The 15,977-nt window shown below is 48.3% G+C and carries 17 protein-coding genes; 15 read left to right on the top strand and 2 right to left on the bottom strand.

Annotated elements, in window-relative coordinates:
- Positions 1–38 precede the first annotated feature (38 nt).
- Positions 39–2,063, top strand: coding sequence for a cell division protein ZapA (locus HPL003_RS15250; RefSeq protein ID WP_014280578.1), 2,025 nt, complete (start codon positions 39–41; stop codon positions 2,061–2,063).
- 156 nt (positions 2,064–2,219) lie between these two features.
- Here HPL003_RS15250 and HPL003_RS15255 read toward each other — a convergent pair whose 3' ends face one another.
- Positions 2,220–2,579: a phage holin family protein gene (locus tag HPL003_RS15255; RefSeq protein ID WP_014280579.1), complete on the bottom strand. Its 360-nt coding sequence runs from the start codon at positions 2,577–2,579 to the stop codon at positions 2,220–2,222.
- Between the two features lie 152 nt (positions 2,580–2,731).
- Here HPL003_RS15255 and HPL003_RS15260 point away from each other — a divergent pair, with 152 nt between their 5' ends.
- The 4 genes from HPL003_RS15260 to HPL003_RS15275 all read left to right on the top strand — a co-directional run bounded on the left by HPL003_RS15260 (position 2,732) and on the right by HPL003_RS15275 (position 7,748).
- Positions 2,732–5,101, top strand: a complete 2,370-nt coding sequence (locus HPL003_RS15260; RefSeq protein WP_014280580.1) for an endonuclease MutS2 — start codon at positions 2,732–2,734, stop codon at positions 5,099–5,101.
- Between the two features lie 60 nt (positions 5,102–5,161).
- Positions 5,162–5,575, top strand: coding sequence for a DUF350 domain-containing protein (locus tag HPL003_RS15265; protein ID WP_007429540.1), 414 nt, complete (start codon positions 5,162–5,164; stop codon positions 5,573–5,575).
- A 54-nt stretch (positions 5,576–5,629) separates the two neighbouring features.
- Positions 5,630–6,379, top strand: coding sequence for a hypothetical protein (locus HPL003_RS15270; RefSeq protein ID WP_014280581.1), 750 nt, complete (start codon positions 5,630–5,632; stop codon positions 6,377–6,379).
- A gap of 115 nt (positions 6,380–6,494) precedes the next feature.
- Positions 6,495–7,748: an MFS transporter gene (locus tag HPL003_RS15275; protein WP_014280582.1), complete on the top strand. Its 1,254-nt coding sequence runs from the start codon at positions 6,495–6,497 to the stop codon at positions 7,746–7,748.
- Positions 7,749–7,827: 79 nt separating this feature from the next.
- On the opposite strand, the gene HPL003_RS15280 is transcribed toward HPL003_RS15275, so the two are convergent.
- On the bottom strand, positions 7,828–9,066 hold the full coding sequence (locus tag HPL003_RS15280) for an NAD(P)/FAD-dependent oxidoreductase (protein WP_014280583.1): 1,239 nt from the start codon (positions 9,064–9,066) through the stop codon (positions 7,828–7,830).
- Positions 9,067–9,481: 415 nt separating this feature from the next.
- Between HPL003_RS15280 and HPL003_RS15285 the strand changes: the two genes are divergently transcribed.
- The 10 genes from HPL003_RS15285 to HPL003_RS15330 all read left to right on the top strand — a co-directional run bounded on the left by HPL003_RS15285 (position 9,482) and on the right by HPL003_RS15330 (position 15,947).
- Complete coding sequence (locus tag HPL003_RS15285) at positions 9,482–9,718, top strand: hypothetical protein (protein WP_014280584.1); 237 nt, start codon at positions 9,482–9,484, stop codon at positions 9,716–9,718.
- Between the two features lie 34 nt (positions 9,719–9,752).
- Positions 9,753–10,139: a spore coat protein gene (locus HPL003_RS15290; RefSeq protein ID WP_014280585.1), complete on the top strand. Its 387-nt coding sequence runs from the start codon at positions 9,753–9,755 to the stop codon at positions 10,137–10,139.
- Positions 10,140–10,283: 144 nt separating this feature from the next.
- Positions 10,284–10,784 carry an Lrp/AsnC family transcriptional regulator gene (locus HPL003_RS15295; RefSeq protein WP_014280586.1) on the top strand — a complete coding sequence of 167 codons (501 nt, stop codon included), beginning with the start codon at positions 10,284–10,286 and terminating at the stop codon, positions 10,782–10,784.
- A gap of 12 nt (positions 10,785–10,796) precedes the next feature.
- Positions 10,797–12,008 carry an aminotransferase class I/II-fold pyridoxal phosphate-dependent enzyme gene (locus HPL003_RS15300; protein WP_014280587.1) on the top strand — a complete coding sequence of 404 codons (1,212 nt, stop codon included), beginning with the start codon at positions 10,797–10,799 and terminating at the stop codon, positions 12,006–12,008.
- 111 nt (positions 12,009–12,119) lie between these two features.
- Complete coding sequence (locus HPL003_RS15305; protein ID WP_014280588.1) at positions 12,120–12,326, top strand: aspartyl-phosphate phosphatase Spo0E family protein; 207 nt, start codon at positions 12,120–12,122, stop codon at positions 12,324–12,326.
- Between the two features lie 102 nt (positions 12,327–12,428).
- Complete coding sequence (locus HPL003_RS15310) at positions 12,429–13,001, top strand: hypothetical protein (RefSeq protein ID WP_014280589.1); 573 nt, start codon at positions 12,429–12,431, stop codon at positions 12,999–13,001.
- A gap of 18 nt (positions 13,002–13,019) precedes the next feature.
- Positions 13,020–13,583, top strand: a complete 564-nt coding sequence (locus HPL003_RS15315; RefSeq protein WP_014280590.1) for a cob(I)yrinic acid a,c-diamide adenosyltransferase — start codon at positions 13,020–13,022, stop codon at positions 13,581–13,583.
- A 21-nt stretch (positions 13,584–13,604) separates the two neighbouring features.
- Entirely contained in the window at positions 13,605–14,564 is a 960-nt protein-coding gene (locus HPL003_RS15320) for an RluA family pseudouridine synthase (protein WP_014280591.1), read from the top strand.
- A gap of 45 nt (positions 14,565–14,609) precedes the next feature.
- Positions 14,610–14,975: an arsenate reductase family protein gene (locus HPL003_RS15325; protein WP_014280592.1), complete on the top strand. Its 366-nt coding sequence runs from the start codon at positions 14,610–14,612 to the stop codon at positions 14,973–14,975.
- A gap of 75 nt (positions 14,976–15,050) precedes the next feature.
- Positions 15,051–15,947, top strand: a complete 897-nt coding sequence (locus HPL003_RS15330; RefSeq protein WP_014280593.1) for a 5'-3' exonuclease — start codon at positions 15,051–15,053, stop codon at positions 15,945–15,947.
- The last annotated feature ends 30 nt before the right edge of the window (positions 15,948–15,977 follow it).

The raw sequence follows: 15,977 nt of genomic DNA on the forward strand, positions 1-15,977 counted from the left end.
AGAATCAACATACAGTAGTATTGAAGGAGGGCATAATTGTGACTACACCAGATCGTACTCGCGTCACTGTAGAGATCTACGGTACTTCTTATAAACTCGTCGGCAGTAATACCGATTATATGAAGCAGGTTGCCAATTACGTGGATGAACGCATGCATAGCATTTCTCAGGCTCATTCGCGTCTTGATATGCCCCGAATTGCCGTACTGGCTGCGGTTCATATGGCAGAAGAAGCTGTACAAATTCAGGAAATTCAGAGTCATATGAACCGGTTGGCCGGGGAGCGGGCGGAGCTTCGGGGCGAACTGGCTCAACTCCAGACGGCTCTTGGAGAACAGCAGCAAAAAAATACGGATATGCAGCAGTCTTTTGCCCAATTGAAGGAAGAGAAGGAAACGGTTCTGAAAAAATTGACGGACACCGAATCCGCATCAGCCAGGGAAATTGCCGAATTAAAGGCGAAGCTGGAACAGCAGGAGAAAAAGGCGGCGGAACTCGAAAATGGACAAAAGCAGGCTGAACGCCAACTGGAGGAGTCCCGTCAGGAAGCTTCCCGTAAGCTGAAAGAGCAGCAGGAGGCGGCAAATGCCCGTATCCGCCAGTTGGAGGAGCAAACCAAGAAGGAGCTGGCCGAAGCGGTCAAGCAGGCGGAAGCCAAGCTGTCGGCAGCGGAAAAGGCTCATCAGGAGCGTCAGCGCACAGAGCTGGACAAGCTGCGTTCTGCTTTGCAGCAGGAGCATAGCCGGAAGGTCACCGAATGGCAGGACAAGTGGTCCGGGCTGAACGGGCAGTTGGAGCAGGAGCGTAAACAGGCGGAACTGGCGTTGAATGAAGAAAAGCTCCAGCATCAGGAAGCGGAGAAACGGGCCGAGGAAGCTGCACTGGAGCAGGAAATTCGGGTCGAGGAGCTTCAAGAGCAATTGGAGCAGGTGCAAGCAGGCAGTACAGAGCTGTCTTCCCGTCTGGGAGAGGCTCAAGAGCAGGTTGCAGCATTGAAGCAACAGCAGTCCGAGCTGGAGTCTATGCTGGAAACGCAGCGACAGGCTGCGACAGAGCGCGAGCAGGCGGATACGCTTGCGCGTGAAAAGCTGCAAAGCCGTTACGATGAATTGGCAGCGGAAGCCAAGGCAACGCAGCAGCAAGCGGCCAAGCTGGAGGAAGAACAGCGCCGGATGCAGAAGTTGCTGGAGCAGGCGCATGTGTCCTCCCGCAAACTGCAAAGTGAGTTGGCTACACTGGCCGAAAGCGAGAAATCTTGGCAGAAGCTTGCAGAGGAACGCCAGCTCGCAGTAGATGAGCTGGAGCTTTCGGTATTGGAAGTACGTGAACAGAAGGAAACTGTACAGGAGCAATTACAGCATGCCGTGGCTGAGGTTGAAGCTGTAAACCATAAGTTTGCTGCACAGCAGCAACGTCTATTGCAGTTGGAAGCGAGAATCAAGGAACTTTCACCTGAGCTGATTCGCGTTCAGGACGAGCTGGAGAAGACAATCCTGCGTGAGCAAGAGGGAACGAAGGCTTACAAAACGCTTCAGGAGCAGTATGGAAGCATGAAGAGTCGGGCAGAGCAACTGGGACAGAATATCAAGCAGCTCCAACGTGAAGATAGCGAACGGCGGAAGGAACTGGAGCGCGCCGAAGAAGAATCACTGGAATGGCAGCTTAAATATGAGCAGTTGAAGGCCGAAGCGGAACGTTTGGAGGCCGAAGATGCTGCCCGTAAGAAAGAATTTGCCTCGTGGGAACGAGAAATAGCCGTAACTGTCGAACAAAAGGAACAGCTTCAAGAGGAAATTCGTCTGGCCGTTGAAGCTGCCGAGGCAGCGAAGGCTGAGCAGCAATCTGTAGATCAGGAACGGATGGCTTTACAGTCCGAGCTGGAGGAAGTCGGTCAGAAGTATGAGCTGGCGGCTCATCAGCTTCGTCTTTTACAGGTTCAACAGGATGTGGATCGGGAAAATACGGAGAAGATATCGACGGAATTACGTCAATTGCAAGAAGAGTATACCAAGCTTCAATCCGAGTACAATGAGTGGATTGAATTAATTGAACAGGATCAGTAGATACGGATTATAAATGCAATGTAATGCAATCCCCGGCTGCTTATCGCCGGGGATTATTTGTATGCTGTATCCTATTCGGTTCTCAGATGACAAAAGGCTGTCCAGCGGCAGAAGAATTCTGCTGTGGAACAGCCTTGTCGGGAATGTGAATCCAAATTATTTCTCGCTCTTGCGGCCAGCTTCAAACGGTGTAGATACCGGAATGAACAGGTCGATAATCCCGATAACCAATGCAGCGAGCAATGCGCCCAAAAAGGAAACACTGACACTGGTTACGACATATTGAGCGATCCAGATAACCAGAGCGCTCACCAGAAAGCCTACGATACCGCGTCCGAATGGTGAAACACGTCGGCCAAACATAGCCTCAATGATGTAACCGATCAAGGCAATGACAATGGCAAGGATCAGCGCGCTCCAAAAGCCGCCTACACTAAAGCCGGGAACGATCCAGCTTACGACCATCAGAACCAAAGCGGCGACGATGAAACGCACAATGTGCCCGAGAATGCTCACGGAATAACCTCCTTTGTTTTTTGAATGTACAGGGTTATACAAAGGTTATTGTGTAGCATGAAGGGCTTTCTTATGTGTAAAACAGAGTTGGCAAATAGCGTAAGTGTGCGGCTTTCGTTATAATATAGATATACGTGAAAGGAGTAGTGAAGTTGGACTCTAAAATTTTCAAAACCCTAGAATATCAAAAAATTTTAAATAAACTAAGTCACTATGCTCAAACGGCGATTGGTCAGCAGACAGCCCAGCGGCTACAGCCCAGCGATGATTTGGAACATATCAAGAAATTGCTGAAAGGCACGGATGAGGCCTATGCTGCCGATCGACTTAAAGGAGTACCCTCTTTTAACGGAGTTGTGGATATTATTCCGGCAGTCAAGCGCGCACGTATTGGCGGAACACTGAGTCCGCAGGAGCTGCTTGGCATTCGGACAACAGTCCAGGCAGCACGCCGTGTACAGGTGTACGTGGCAAGTTTGCATGAGGAAAATCCAGTGGAAACACTACTGTATTGGAGTGAACAGCTTTCAGAACAGAGAGGTCTGGAAAACTCGATTAAAGGCTGTATCGACGAAAATGCAGAGGTGCTGGATTCTGCCAGTACAGAGCTTTCACAAATCCGCAGAGAGCTGCGCTCGGGTGAAGTGCGTATTCGGGAAAAGCTGGATTCCATGATTCGTTCCTCCACCGTATCCAAAATGCTTCAGGATCAGTTGATTACAATCCGTGGAGACCGTTTTGTAATTCCGGTTAAAGCTGAGTATCGTTCTTATTTTGGCGGAATTGTGCATGATCAATCCGGGTCCGGGGCAACGCTGTTTATCGAGCCTGAATCCATCGTGGCCATGAACAACAAGCTGCGGGAGACACGGTTGAGAGAAGAGCGCGAAATCGAAGTGATTTTACAAAAGCTGACCGCACTTGTTGCAGAACAAGCGGATATGCTGCTATATGATGTAGATGTTTTGGGGACGCTTGATTTTATTTTTGCCAAAGCGCGTCTTGCTCGTGAGATGAAGGCAACCTTGCCTTTGATGAATGATCGTGGTTACTTGAAGCTGAAAAAAGGCAGACACCCTCTTATTCCGTTGGAGCAGGTCGTTCCGATTGATGTGGAGCTTGGCAATTCGTACACCTCCATTATCGTAACCGGGCCGAATACAGGGGGGAAAACCGTTACGCTGAAAACCATCGGCTTGCTTAGTCTGATGGCGATGTCTGGACTTTTTGTGCCTGTAGAGGACGAGAGCCAATTGTGCGTATTTGATGCCATCTATGCAGATATTGGTGACGAGCAAAGTATTGAGCAAAACCTGAGTACCTTTTCCAGTCATATGACCAACATTATCAGCATCCTGAAAAATATGACGCCAAAAAGCCTTGTGTTGCTTGATGAGGTAGGTGCAGGAACCGATCCTGCGGAAGGCTCGGCTTTGGCTGTATCCATTCTGGAGCATATGCATGCATTGGGTTGCCGTATGGTTGCGACGACTCACTACAGTGAATTAAAGGCCTATGCCTATGAGCGCAAAGGAATCATTAATGCGAGCATGGAGTTCGATGTTGCTACATTAAGCCCGACATACCGTCTTCTCGTGGGTGTGCCCGGTCGAAGTAACGCTTTTGCCATTGCTGAGCGCTTGGGATTGCCGGGCCGTATTCTGGATTATGCCCGTGGTGAGGTGACGGAAGAAGATCAGCGCGTAGAGCACATGATTGCGTCCCTCGAACAGAACCGTTTGACAGCCGAGCAAGAGCGGGAAAAGGCGGAGCAATTGCGCGGTGAAATGGAAGAACTGCGTACCCGTCACCAGAATGAACTGGAGAAGCTGGAAGCACAGCGGGAGCGTTTGCTGGAGAAAGCTGCGGACGAAGCGAGAAGTCTCGTGGACAAAGCTCGCAGTGAAGCGGAGATAATCATTGCTGATCTGCGTAAGTTGGCTCAGGAAGAAGGAGCTTCTGTTAAGGAACATAGGTTGATTGCAGCCCGCAAAGAGCTGGATGAAGCGGAACCGAAACAGCGTAAGAAAAGCGCAGTCAAGCGCCCAGCGGCTACACGTACTCGCTCTATCGTAGCGGGTGATGAGGTATCCGTTCACAGCCTGAATAAAAAAGGCCATGTAGTGGAACTGTCTGGTAGCAAGGAAGCCGTGGTGCAGTTGGGCATCATGAAAATGAAGGTCAGTCTGGACGATCTGGAGCTGCTGCAACCCGCCCAAACCACTGCACCTAGAGCCCAGAAACCGGTAACTGGCATTAAGCGAACACGGGATGACAATGTGCGAAACGAGCTTGATCTGCGTGGTGCGAACGTGGAGGAAGCACTGATGGAGGTAGATCGCTTCATGGATGAAGCATTTCTGGCCAATCTGGGGCAGGTACACATTATTCATGGCAAAGGTACAGGGGTTCTTCGGACTGGTATTCAGGAGTACCTTCGCAAGCATAAGCATGTAAAAAGCTACCGTATCGGAAATTACAATGAAGGCGGCACAGGCGTGACGGTTGCTGAATTGGAATGAGCTGCGGGTTACCGGCTCTGGCCGGGGAACGCTTTGTAGAACGGGAGGGACAAAGAGGAGATGGCGATTGATGAATTGCTGTCACATCCGTTAGGAATGATGCTGGGCTATTTCTCGGTGGCGGTGCTGGAGCTGATTGTATTTTTGTCTTGCTTTGAGCTGGTAACCCGGTATAAATGCTGGGAAGAGATCAAACGTGGCAATATTTCGGTAGCGATGGCTACGGGCGGGAAAATGTTTGGCATTTGCAACGTGCTCCGCTTTGCGATGGAGGCCAAATCCAGCGTGTATGATACGATGATTTGGTCGTTCGTCGGCTTTTTACTGCTGCTTGCGGCGTACTTTCTGTTTGAGTTTCTGACACCAGTATTCTCAATCGACCAAGAAATTAAGGAGGACAATCGCGCTGTCGGCTTGTTCTCCATGATTATCTCGATATCGTTATCTTATGTGATTGGTGCCAGTGTAACTTGACACATCCTGTATACTAGAGCTTGGTATACGCTTGGAACGGAAGGATGATGAAGCTTGGAAATGACTATTTGTCCATGGTGTAACATGGAAATTATTTGGGATGAAGAATTGGGACCTGAAGAAGAGTGCCCTTATTGCCATAATGACCTGAAAGGGTATTCGGATATCACCGATGATGAAGATGAAACGGAGTCTGATTCTGCACATGCTCATGGGCATACGGATGAGCACCGACATGGAGAAAGTGAACACATGCATCCTCATGCACATGACCACGACCACAGCCATGATGATGCGACTTCTGTGGGTCAAGCAGCGCTTTCCCCTGAGAAAGGTGACCTGAAGGGCTATCGTACGTTGAGCATTCAGCTTGGGGAGGATGATGAGCAGGATATTTTATATGAAGCAGAGGATGAAGTCGTAGTTGAAAAGCCGGCTGACGCTCCATTGTTGCAGGACAACGAGCTTCACAAGATGCCTGTTCTGCATACCCTGCAAAAATTTGAAGAAAGCGGTGCGGATCTGATGGCTTATGAACAAGGCGCTGAACAAATACTTGACAGACAAGATGAGGTTCTTGAATGTTCCCAATGCGGTGAATACATGCTGCATGCAGGTTCGCAAACCGTGACCGGAGAAGGCTTTGTGCCGTCGATGTCTCCTGCGCTTGGCAGACCTGTTCTGGATTTGCCGTTTGTCTTAAAAGTATATGTATGTCCAAGCTGCTTCCATGTTCAGCAGACGTTGTCAGAGGATGACCGATTGCGTTTGTTAGAGAAGCTGAGTGGTATTTCCAACAATTAAATTATATTCCCCCGGATAAGCCCAAGTTAAATTCGGGCATCTTAAACCGAAGAAGCTCTGAAGCAAGCTGAGATAAAAGGAGCTGAATGGTGACTTTCGGTTAGGGGGAACTACATTGAAATCAAACCTGAACGGACAATCCATTCTGCTACTAAGCCTGAATGGATTGTTTGTGTTTGCGGCAGCTCTGTCAGGTACTTTTCTTAACGTTTATCTGTGGAAAAGCAGGCAGGATTACGCGATGATTGGCTGGTTTAATGTCAGCCAGCAAATTGCGCTGGGAATCATGGTCTGGGTGGCTGGAAAATGGGTCAAGGAGCATAACAAAATGAATGCTCTGCGCGTAGGGACCGCGTTGTCAGGATTATTTTATCTGGTGGTTTTATATACGGGACCGCAGGCTGTAAACTACATATGGCCGCTAGGGATGCTGTTGGGTGCAGCGTTGGGGTTGTTTTGGCTGGCTTTTAATGTGATTTTTTTTGAAGTCACAGACCGGGTAAGCCGGGATCATTTTAACGGATGGGTGGGTCTGTTGGGCTCGTTTTCGGGTATTGTTGGTCCCTGGCTATCCGGCTGGATTATTGCCCGTATGGAGGATGATGCGGGATACCGCGTGATATTTAGTATCTCTCTGGCACTTTATGTGGTAGGGGTAGTGCTGAGTTTCTTTCTTCGCAAGCGTAAGACGACAGGAAGTTACAATTGGCTGGAGCCCAAGCAACGTTTGTCTCAAAAAGGAAGTATGTGGCGGCCCTTGTCGTTGTCGCTTGTTACACAGGGTATTCGTGAAGGAGTTTTTGCATTTCTGATTACGCTGCTTGTGTATGTCGCTACTCAGCAGGAGTGGAAGCTGGCGCAGTTTTCGCTTATTACATCCGCAGTTTCATTTTTCAGCTTTTGGGCTGTTGGCAAATGGCTTAAGCCACATTATCGCTCGGTTGGCATGCTGTGGGGGGCCGTGCTGCTGGTGATTGTGCTTTTGCCGTTACTGTGGCGTATGGAGTATAGCATGCTGCTGGTTATGGGCATCGGGACCGCTTTGTTTTTGCCGTTATATTTAATCCCGATGATTTCTGCTAGCTTTGACCTGATGGGAGTGAGCGAAGAGGATGCTAATCAGAGGGTGGAACTGGTCGTACTGCGCGAGTTGTGTCTGATGGTAGGGAGATTGACCGGAATGCTTATCTTTCTGGGTGTGTTGAGCATTAGCAAGGCACCTATAGCCATGATCTGGCTGTTGATTGGGCTTGCGTTAATGCCCGTGGCGGGATGGGTATTTATGCGCAATGTGCTAAAGAAAGAGCAAACAACGAAGCAAAGCAAGTCTCATTCCAAGGCACGACGCTGGCATAGGCAAACCGAGTAGCTTAAAATATATACTCAAAAAAAGAGCCTCCAAACCCACGAAAATGGGAATTGGAGGCTCTTTTGTGTTTCGTATTTTATTAAAACAGCGGCTCCGTTATTTCGGGTGAAGGCTTGGTGGTACGTGTTAGTGAAAAAAGCTCCATCTCAGGTCGGTGTGTGCCCGTCAGTTCATCAGCCAACAGCTGTGCAGCCATCATGCTGGTGACTGTGCCGTTTCCCCCGTAGCCCTCCAAAAAGTAGCAGTTCGGAAAGCGCGGGTGCGGTCCAATATACGGTAAGCCATCATGGGAGGAGCCAAAGACGGCTGCCCACGCGTATTCAATCTTGAATGGTACATCGGGAAAATGCTCCTGTAATGCCTGCAGCAGCTTTTTCTGTTGGTGCAGCAGTCTGACTTCACGCTGTTTCGGGTCAAGCACAGGTTCATCCAAACCACCGATAATCGTGTGCCCTGCTGGTGTCGAGCGTATATACAGATAAGGACGGGCGGTTTCCCAGATTAGACATTGTTCATGCCATATTGCTGAATCTGCAACCGGCTTGGTGGCAATCGCATAAGAGCTCTCCAGTATGGCTCCGCGATCCGTTTTAATTTCCTGTGATTCATAGCCTGCCGCAAAAATAACCTTTTTCGCCCGGATGGTTCCACCGCTTGTATGACAAACAACCTCGTTGTCGCCAAATTCAAAATGCTTCGCTTCGGTATGTTCATATAAGTGTACACCAAGGCGGCTAGCGGATTGCAGGAGTCCCTGTGCAAAGCGAAACGGATTCACCTCAGCATCTTCGTGTGTATACAGCGCAGCCGGTTTTCGAAAAGGAAAACGGGCAGCCACCTGTTGCTCATCCCAATATTCCACTGGGAACCCAAAGCGGGTTAACTGTTCGAATTCTTTTTGGAGCACCGACACATCCTCCGGCGTACTCGCATAATACAGGCTGCTGCGACGGATAAAGGACGGATCGATGTCCACTGTGCTGGCCAGCTTTTCCAATTGATCCAAAGCATCCTTACACATCCGATAAAACAGCACCCCATTAGCTTCGCCAAAAGTGTTGATAAGATAGATCAGCGTCTTATCATTGCTATATTGCAGCAATCCGGTATTGGCCGAAGAACTTCCGTGCGCCAGCTTACGCTTGTCAATGACCACCGTATCCACCTGTCGTTCTCCCAGCAGTCGGGCACAGAGTGATCCCCCCATCCCGCCCCCGACGATAAGCACATCACAAGTCAAGTCTTCTGTTAAAGAAGGAAAATCCAGTTTCTGCTCCAGGGTATTAGGCCAATATGTATTTCCAGTAATCAATTCCATAACAAAACACTCCTTATTAAGCAATGTAATATGCAATATTCAAAGTGTGTGTAGTTATTTACAGTAATTTTACCCCTTCACTTCCCACCCCAAGGGGAGTCTTATCGAGATCTTGGCGCCTTAGTGGTGGGCGTTCCTGCCGACGCAGCGAAGCGATCCATTTGAATCTGAAGAAGCGACAGCGTTCGCCTTTGCCATGGAATTCTTACCTCTAAATGTTTTATACAATCTAAAGAATCCCGTGGCAACAGCGATCGTAAGATCAAATGGATCGCGTAGCGTCCTCCACAGCAGAATCACCCCTCACAAAATCGTCAAATTTCGATAAACTCCGTCATTCTTCACATATACATATAATTCCGCCAAACGGACAAGCTAACCAGCGTGCAACAAAACATTTAAGGAGGCACAGACCATGCAATCTACGAACATGCAACCTTTGACTGGTAAAGAATTGGAGTACATTGTGGACTCCATTTCCAATGAAGAACTGCTGCTCAAGCAATGTGCGGCAACGGCAGCATCCATTCAGCACCCTGCCATTCAGCAAGCTTGTCTGCAATTCGCGAGAACTCATGAGCACCACCTGAACCTGCTTTCAAATGCCCTTCAACAGCACCAGCAGCTTGCTCCTATGCAACCGCAGCAGTAATTATGGATTAACCAACAAAGGAGGTAATATCACGATGTTTTCACAGAACAATACGTCATTTATGCCCGAAGAAGATTTGCTCTATACCATTCTTGCCGATATGAAACGCACTGTGGGAGAATATACAACGGCGACAACTGAATCTAATTGTCCGTCTGTGCGCCAGCTTTTCACCGACCTTACGAGCGATACACTGCGTTTGCAAGGTGATTTGTACCGTTTGATGAGTCAGAACAACATGTACTCCACCACGACCAAAGCGCTGCGCACCGATTTGGACAAACAGATTCAGGAAGCACGCAAAACCCAACAGGAATGCCAGCAGTTCATTCAACAAAAATCGTCCTCCGCAGGAGTGTATAGCCAGCCTATGCATCAACAGGGCCAGCCTTCTCACCAAAACAACCCTTACTATATGTAAACGGGACACTCCGCTTTTGAAGCTTTTTCTCATAACAAGCCGTCCGTCTGCCGGGTTCACCGGGGCGGGCGGTTTTTCTTTGCAGGTTTAAAGCACGTATTGTATGATGTATAGTAATCTCTTTTGATGGAGGCCTTATGTAGAATGACAGAACTGAATGATTTGAAATTAAAAGTGCTGGAATTGTTAAAAGAAGATGCAAGAAGGACGCCGACTCTGCTGGCTACCTTGCTGGGAGTTGCCGAACAGGATGTATGTACTGCGATTAAAGAGCTTGAAGACCAACATGTGATCGTCAAATACGCCGCTGTGGTCAATTGGGATAAAGTTGACGACGAAAAGGTTACTGCTTTAATTGAGGTGCAAATTACACCGGAGCGGGGAAGAGGATTTGAAGGCATCGCTGAACGGATTTATTTGTATCCACAAGTTAAGTCGGTATATCTCATGTCCGGTGCATACGATTTGTTAGTGGAAGTAGAAGGACGCAATCTTCGCGAGGTAGCGAACTTTGTGTCGGAAAAGCTGTCGCCTATTGATTCGGTCCTGTCTACCAAGACCAATTTTACGCTCAAAAAATACAAACAGGACGGAATTATCTTCGAAGATCATCAGGAAGATAATCGTCTGATGATTTCGCCGTAAAGGAAGATCATGATGAATATCAAACCTGAAGCATTGACTGACAGTAACAAAGCCATGAGCTCGTATTTGTCTCCACTGGTGCGCGAGATTCCATCCTCGGGTATTCGAAAGTTTTTTGATCTGGTGGGCGGCAACAAGGATATTATTACTCTAGGGGTAGGCGAACCGGATTTTACAACCCCTTGGCATATGCGGGAAGCCTGCGTCTATTCATTGGAGCGGGGTTTTACCAGCTATACTTCCAACGCAGGGACGCCTGAACTGCGTGAGGCGATTAGTGAATATCTGGATGAGCAGTTTGCAGTCCGCTATGATCCAAAAAGTGAAATTATCGTGACGGTGGGCGGCAGCGAAGCGATTGACTTGGCTTTGCGTGCGTTAATTGTACCTGGCGACGAAATTCTGGTTCCTGAGCCATGCTACATTTCGTATTCTCCGATCACTTCGATTGGTGGCGGTATTCCCGTAGGGATTGAAACCTTCGCCAAGGATGAATTCAAGCTGACAGCAGAGGCGCTGGAGGCTAAAATCACACCTAAATCCAAAGTGCTGATTTTATGCTATCCGAGCAATCCAACTGGGGCGACCATGACGTATGAGGATTGGCTTCCGATTGCGAAAGTAGTAGAAAAGCATGATTTGATCGTCATTTCTGATGAAATTTATGCAGAATTGAACTATGGTGAGAAGCATGTCAGCTTCGCGGCTGTGCCAGGCATGATGGATCGTACCATTCTCGTCAGTGGTTTTTCCAAAGCTTTCGCCATGACGGGCTGGCGTATTGGATATACATGCGGACACCCTGATTTAATTGCTGCTATGCTTAAAATCCACCAGTATACCGTGATGTGTGCGCCTTCGATGGGTCAGGTTGCGGCTCTTGAGGGTCTACGCAATGGTTTGGGCGAGAAGGATCGTATGGTGGAAGCTTACAATCAGCGTCGCCGTCTGATGGTTGAGGGGTTCCGGGAAATTGGTCTGGAATGCCACGAACCGAGAGGGGCCTTTTATGTTTTCCCAAGTATTCAAAGCACAGGGCTGAGCTCGGATGAGTTTGCGCAGCGTCTTTTGGCAGAGGCCAAGGTTGCAGCTGTGCCGGGGAACGTATTCGGTTTGGGGGGCGAAGGATACCTTCGTTGCTCGTATGCGACCTCTGTGTCTCAACTGACGGAAGCATTGGATCGGATCGGTCAATTTGTAGAAAAAGTAAAAAAAGAAGGTTAAAACTTTTTTATGGGTAATTCATAGAAAAAAGTATTTTATTTCTAAATTTATATGCTATAATATAAAATCGAAAGCAGGAAGTTCAATTTTTCAATTGCAGGGGGAATGCTCATGTCATATGTTGGATATAATTCATCGGGTTCAATAGGATACGACATTTCCCTGAAAGATGAAATTTTGTTCCTGCGCAATGAGATGATGCGGACGTTTCAGGAAGAGAAGTCCTTCACCTCTGATCTTGTCATTGAGATCAGTTGCAAGCTCGATTTGAAAATTAACGAATACATGAAGCTGTACGGTACGGAATGCAAGGTGTAACCGTGTGAAGCCAAGCCGTATGTATAGAGAAGGCCGCAGGGCCTTCTTTTTTTGCGTTCACAACTTATGATATATTAGTGGCATGGAAGAGGGGGCGTACATATGAGAGCAGGGCTGAAAAGGCTGTCGCCATGGATCGTCGGAATGCTGGCACTCGTGCTGTTGGCGGGATGCGGAGGGCGGGACAAGGACAGTTTCACCATTTTTATCATGGATAAGCAAGGAGATGCTTCAATTATTCGTGATGAGCTGGCGCAAAAGCTTAAGGATAAACTGGGCGAACAGGCTCCAGCCATCGAGATTGCAGTTAGCCCATTGTATAACCAGCAGAAACTGGTCGTTGAATATGCGGCCGGGGAAAACGATCTGTTTATTTTGCCGGAAGAGGATATGAAGTTGTATGGACAGAATGGTTCGAATCTGCCTTTAGACGATGCTTTTGACAAGAAAACGTATGCTCGGGGTGTGTTCGAGGGCGGCGTATTTAAGGAGAAGGAGCAGGGGGAAAAAGGGACAGATATGCTCAAGGAAACTCATTTGTACGGAATTCCGGTGGAGCAGATGAAGATGTTCAAGGATTTAAAATATAACTCCAAAACATTATTTGCTACCGTGCCACCACGTACGAGTAATAAGGAAGAAGCCATTAAGGTATTAAAAGCACTGACGGAATGATAGAGGGGATGAGCTACCATGGGAATTTATACAAGAACAGGTGATGAGGGACAAACCTCGGTGATCGGCGGTCGGGTGTCCAAGGATGATGACCGTGTGGAGGCATACGGTACAATTGACGAACTGAACAGCTTTGTAGGACAAGCGATCAGCTTTGCCGAAGGAGAAAAGTTTGCAGATATTCGAGCCCAATTGGAGGAAGTACAGCAGGAACTGTTTGATTGCGGTTCGGATTTGGCGTTTGTCAAAATCAATGAAAGCAAATACAAGGTGAAGGATGAGCTGGCAGAGCGGCTTGAAGGCTGGATTGACGCATGTCAGGAGGAAAATCCGAAGGTGGAGCGTTTTATTATTCCGGGTGGTAGTACGTTGTCCTCAGCACTTCATGTTTGCCGTACGGTTTGCCGCCGAGCGGAACGTCGTGCAGTCACACTGGGCAAGCATACAGAAATCAATCCTGCGGTACGTCGATATTTGAATCGTCTGTCCGATTATTTCTTCGTCGTGGCCCGCACCGCGAATGTACGCCAAGGGGTACCGGATGTCGAATATGTGCGCAGCAAAAAAGTGTTCCGCAAATAAGGAGGCGACCGGGAATTTGTGATGAGTTTGTACTATGAACCTATCGTGTATACGATCCCTCCTGAGGAGGAGGGAATGCTGTTGAAGACCATTTTGCAAAAACGTATGAATGTTTCACGCAAGCTGATATCCAAACTCAAGCTGACGGAACAAGGTATTATGCTGAATGGAACACGAGTGTATATCAGTGTAAAGGTACAGTCCGGGGATCGGGTGGAAATTCGTATGGAGCGAGAGCGTTCCGATGATATTTTGCCTGAACCGATTCCTTTTGACATTTTGTTTGAGGATGAGCATTTATTGGTTGTCAACAAGGCGGCGGGTATGATTGTCCATCCGACTCACGGTCATTACACGGGAACACTGGCTAATGGGGTTGTGCATTATTGGCAGGCCAAAGGCGAGCTGTTCCGGTTTCGCCCCGTTCATCGTCTGGATCAGGAGACGACTGGCGTTCTTGTGGTGGCTAAAAATCCATATGTACATCAGCATATTTCCGAGCAAATGATTATGGGAACGGTGGATAAGCGTTACACTGCTCTGGTGCACGGTTGCCCTGATCCACAGGAAGGCAGGGTGGATGGGCCGATTGACCGTAATCCGGATGATCCACATTTGCGCATGGTGACCCCTGATGGTTATCCGGCCCTTACACTCTATAAGCTGGAGGAAGCCTGGAATGAGGGGAGCCGCATCGGGATCAAGCTGGAATCCGGGCGTACGCACCAAATCCGGGTACACATGACTTCTATCGGATGTCCGTTGATCGGAGATAAAATGTACCGAAATACGCCTGATGAAGCTGCGCAACGTGAGCGTTATGATCAGCTGGATGCCCAGATACCCCGACAGGCATTGCATGCCTCAGAGCTGTCCTTGGTGCATCCTGTGACCGGAGAGCGGTTGACGTTTTGCGCTCCTTGGCCGGACGATATGGCCAATTTGCAGGAGCTGTTAAGAGCGGAATGTCATCCGGAATAAAATATATACAAAGCGAATGAAACAAAATGGAGGGTCAACATAACGATGAGCCAGTTGAAAGTATACCAGTACTCCAAATGCGGCACTTGCCGCAATGCAGCGAAATGGCTGCAAGGTAAGGGACATGAAACGGAATTGATTCCTATTTTTGAACAACCTCCCGGCCCAACGGAATTAGCTGATTTAATCAGTAAAAGTGGGCTGGAGCTGAAAAAGTTTTTCAATACGAGCGGTGAGGTTTATAAGGAGCTGAAGTTGAAGGACAAGCTGGCAGACATGAGCCGTGAAGAGCAAATCTCGCTTTTATCCTCGAATGGAAGATTGATCAAGCGCCCGATTGTAACCGACGGGAACAAAGTAACCGTAGGTTTCAAAGAGGAAACATTTGAGGGAGCATGGGGTGCTCAATAACGTCCAATTCGGCTCCGCGATATGTTATACTGTTGGGGTTAAATAATAATATCATGAATGGGAGCAATACAATCTGTGACACAACGTAAAGAACAATCCATAATGCTGGTTGACGGCATGGCTCTGTTATTCCGCGCTTACTATGCAACCGCTGCAAACGGTTATATCCGACGCACAAAGGCCGGAGTGCCAACAAACGCCATATATGGTTTTATTCGATATTTTTGGGATGCGGTACAAACCTTTAATCCGACACATGTCGTATGCTGCTGGGATATGGGAGGAACGACGTTCCGCGGGGAGCATTTTGCTGCGTACAAGGGGAATCGGGCTGACGCGCCAGATGATTTGATTCCTCAATTTACATTGATCCGTGAAGTGACGGACAGCCTCGGCATTCCTAACATTGGAGCGGCAGGTTTTGAAGCGGATGATTGTATCGGTACGCTGGCACGCCATTATACGCAAACTGAGGATATGGATGTAATGATTCTCTCCGGAGATCACGATTTACTCCAATTGGTGGATGAGCGGACACGGGTCATTATTATGAAAAAAGGCCACGGCAATTATATGGTGTATACCCCAGAAACGCTGCTGTCTGAAAAAGGACTCAAACCTCGCCAAGTCGTGGATCTCAAGGGCCTAATGGGGGATGCAAGCGACAATTACCCGGGAGTACGAGGCATTGGTGAGAAGACGGCACTCAAGCTGGTACAGGAATATGACTCCATTGAAGGAATTCTGGAGAATCTGGATCAATTGACGCCGGCGGTGCGCAAAAAGATCGAGAGTGATCTGGATATGCTGCATTTGTCACGTAAGTTGGCTGAAATTCACTGTGGTGTACCTGTAGCATGCGCACTGGACAGCTGTCTGCTGACACTGGATCATGTGCAAATTGTAGACAAGTTTGAGGAGCTTGAAATGAAAAGCTTGTGTACGTTAATGGGTGTGGAAACTGGATCATAACGAAACCAGTTTGGCTTCACAAGTATAACT

The sequence above is a fragment of the Paenibacillus terrae HPL-003 genome, assembly GCF_000235585.1.
GTDB classification, from domain to species: Bacteria; Bacillota; Bacilli; order Paenibacillales; family Paenibacillaceae; genus Paenibacillus; species Paenibacillus terrae_B.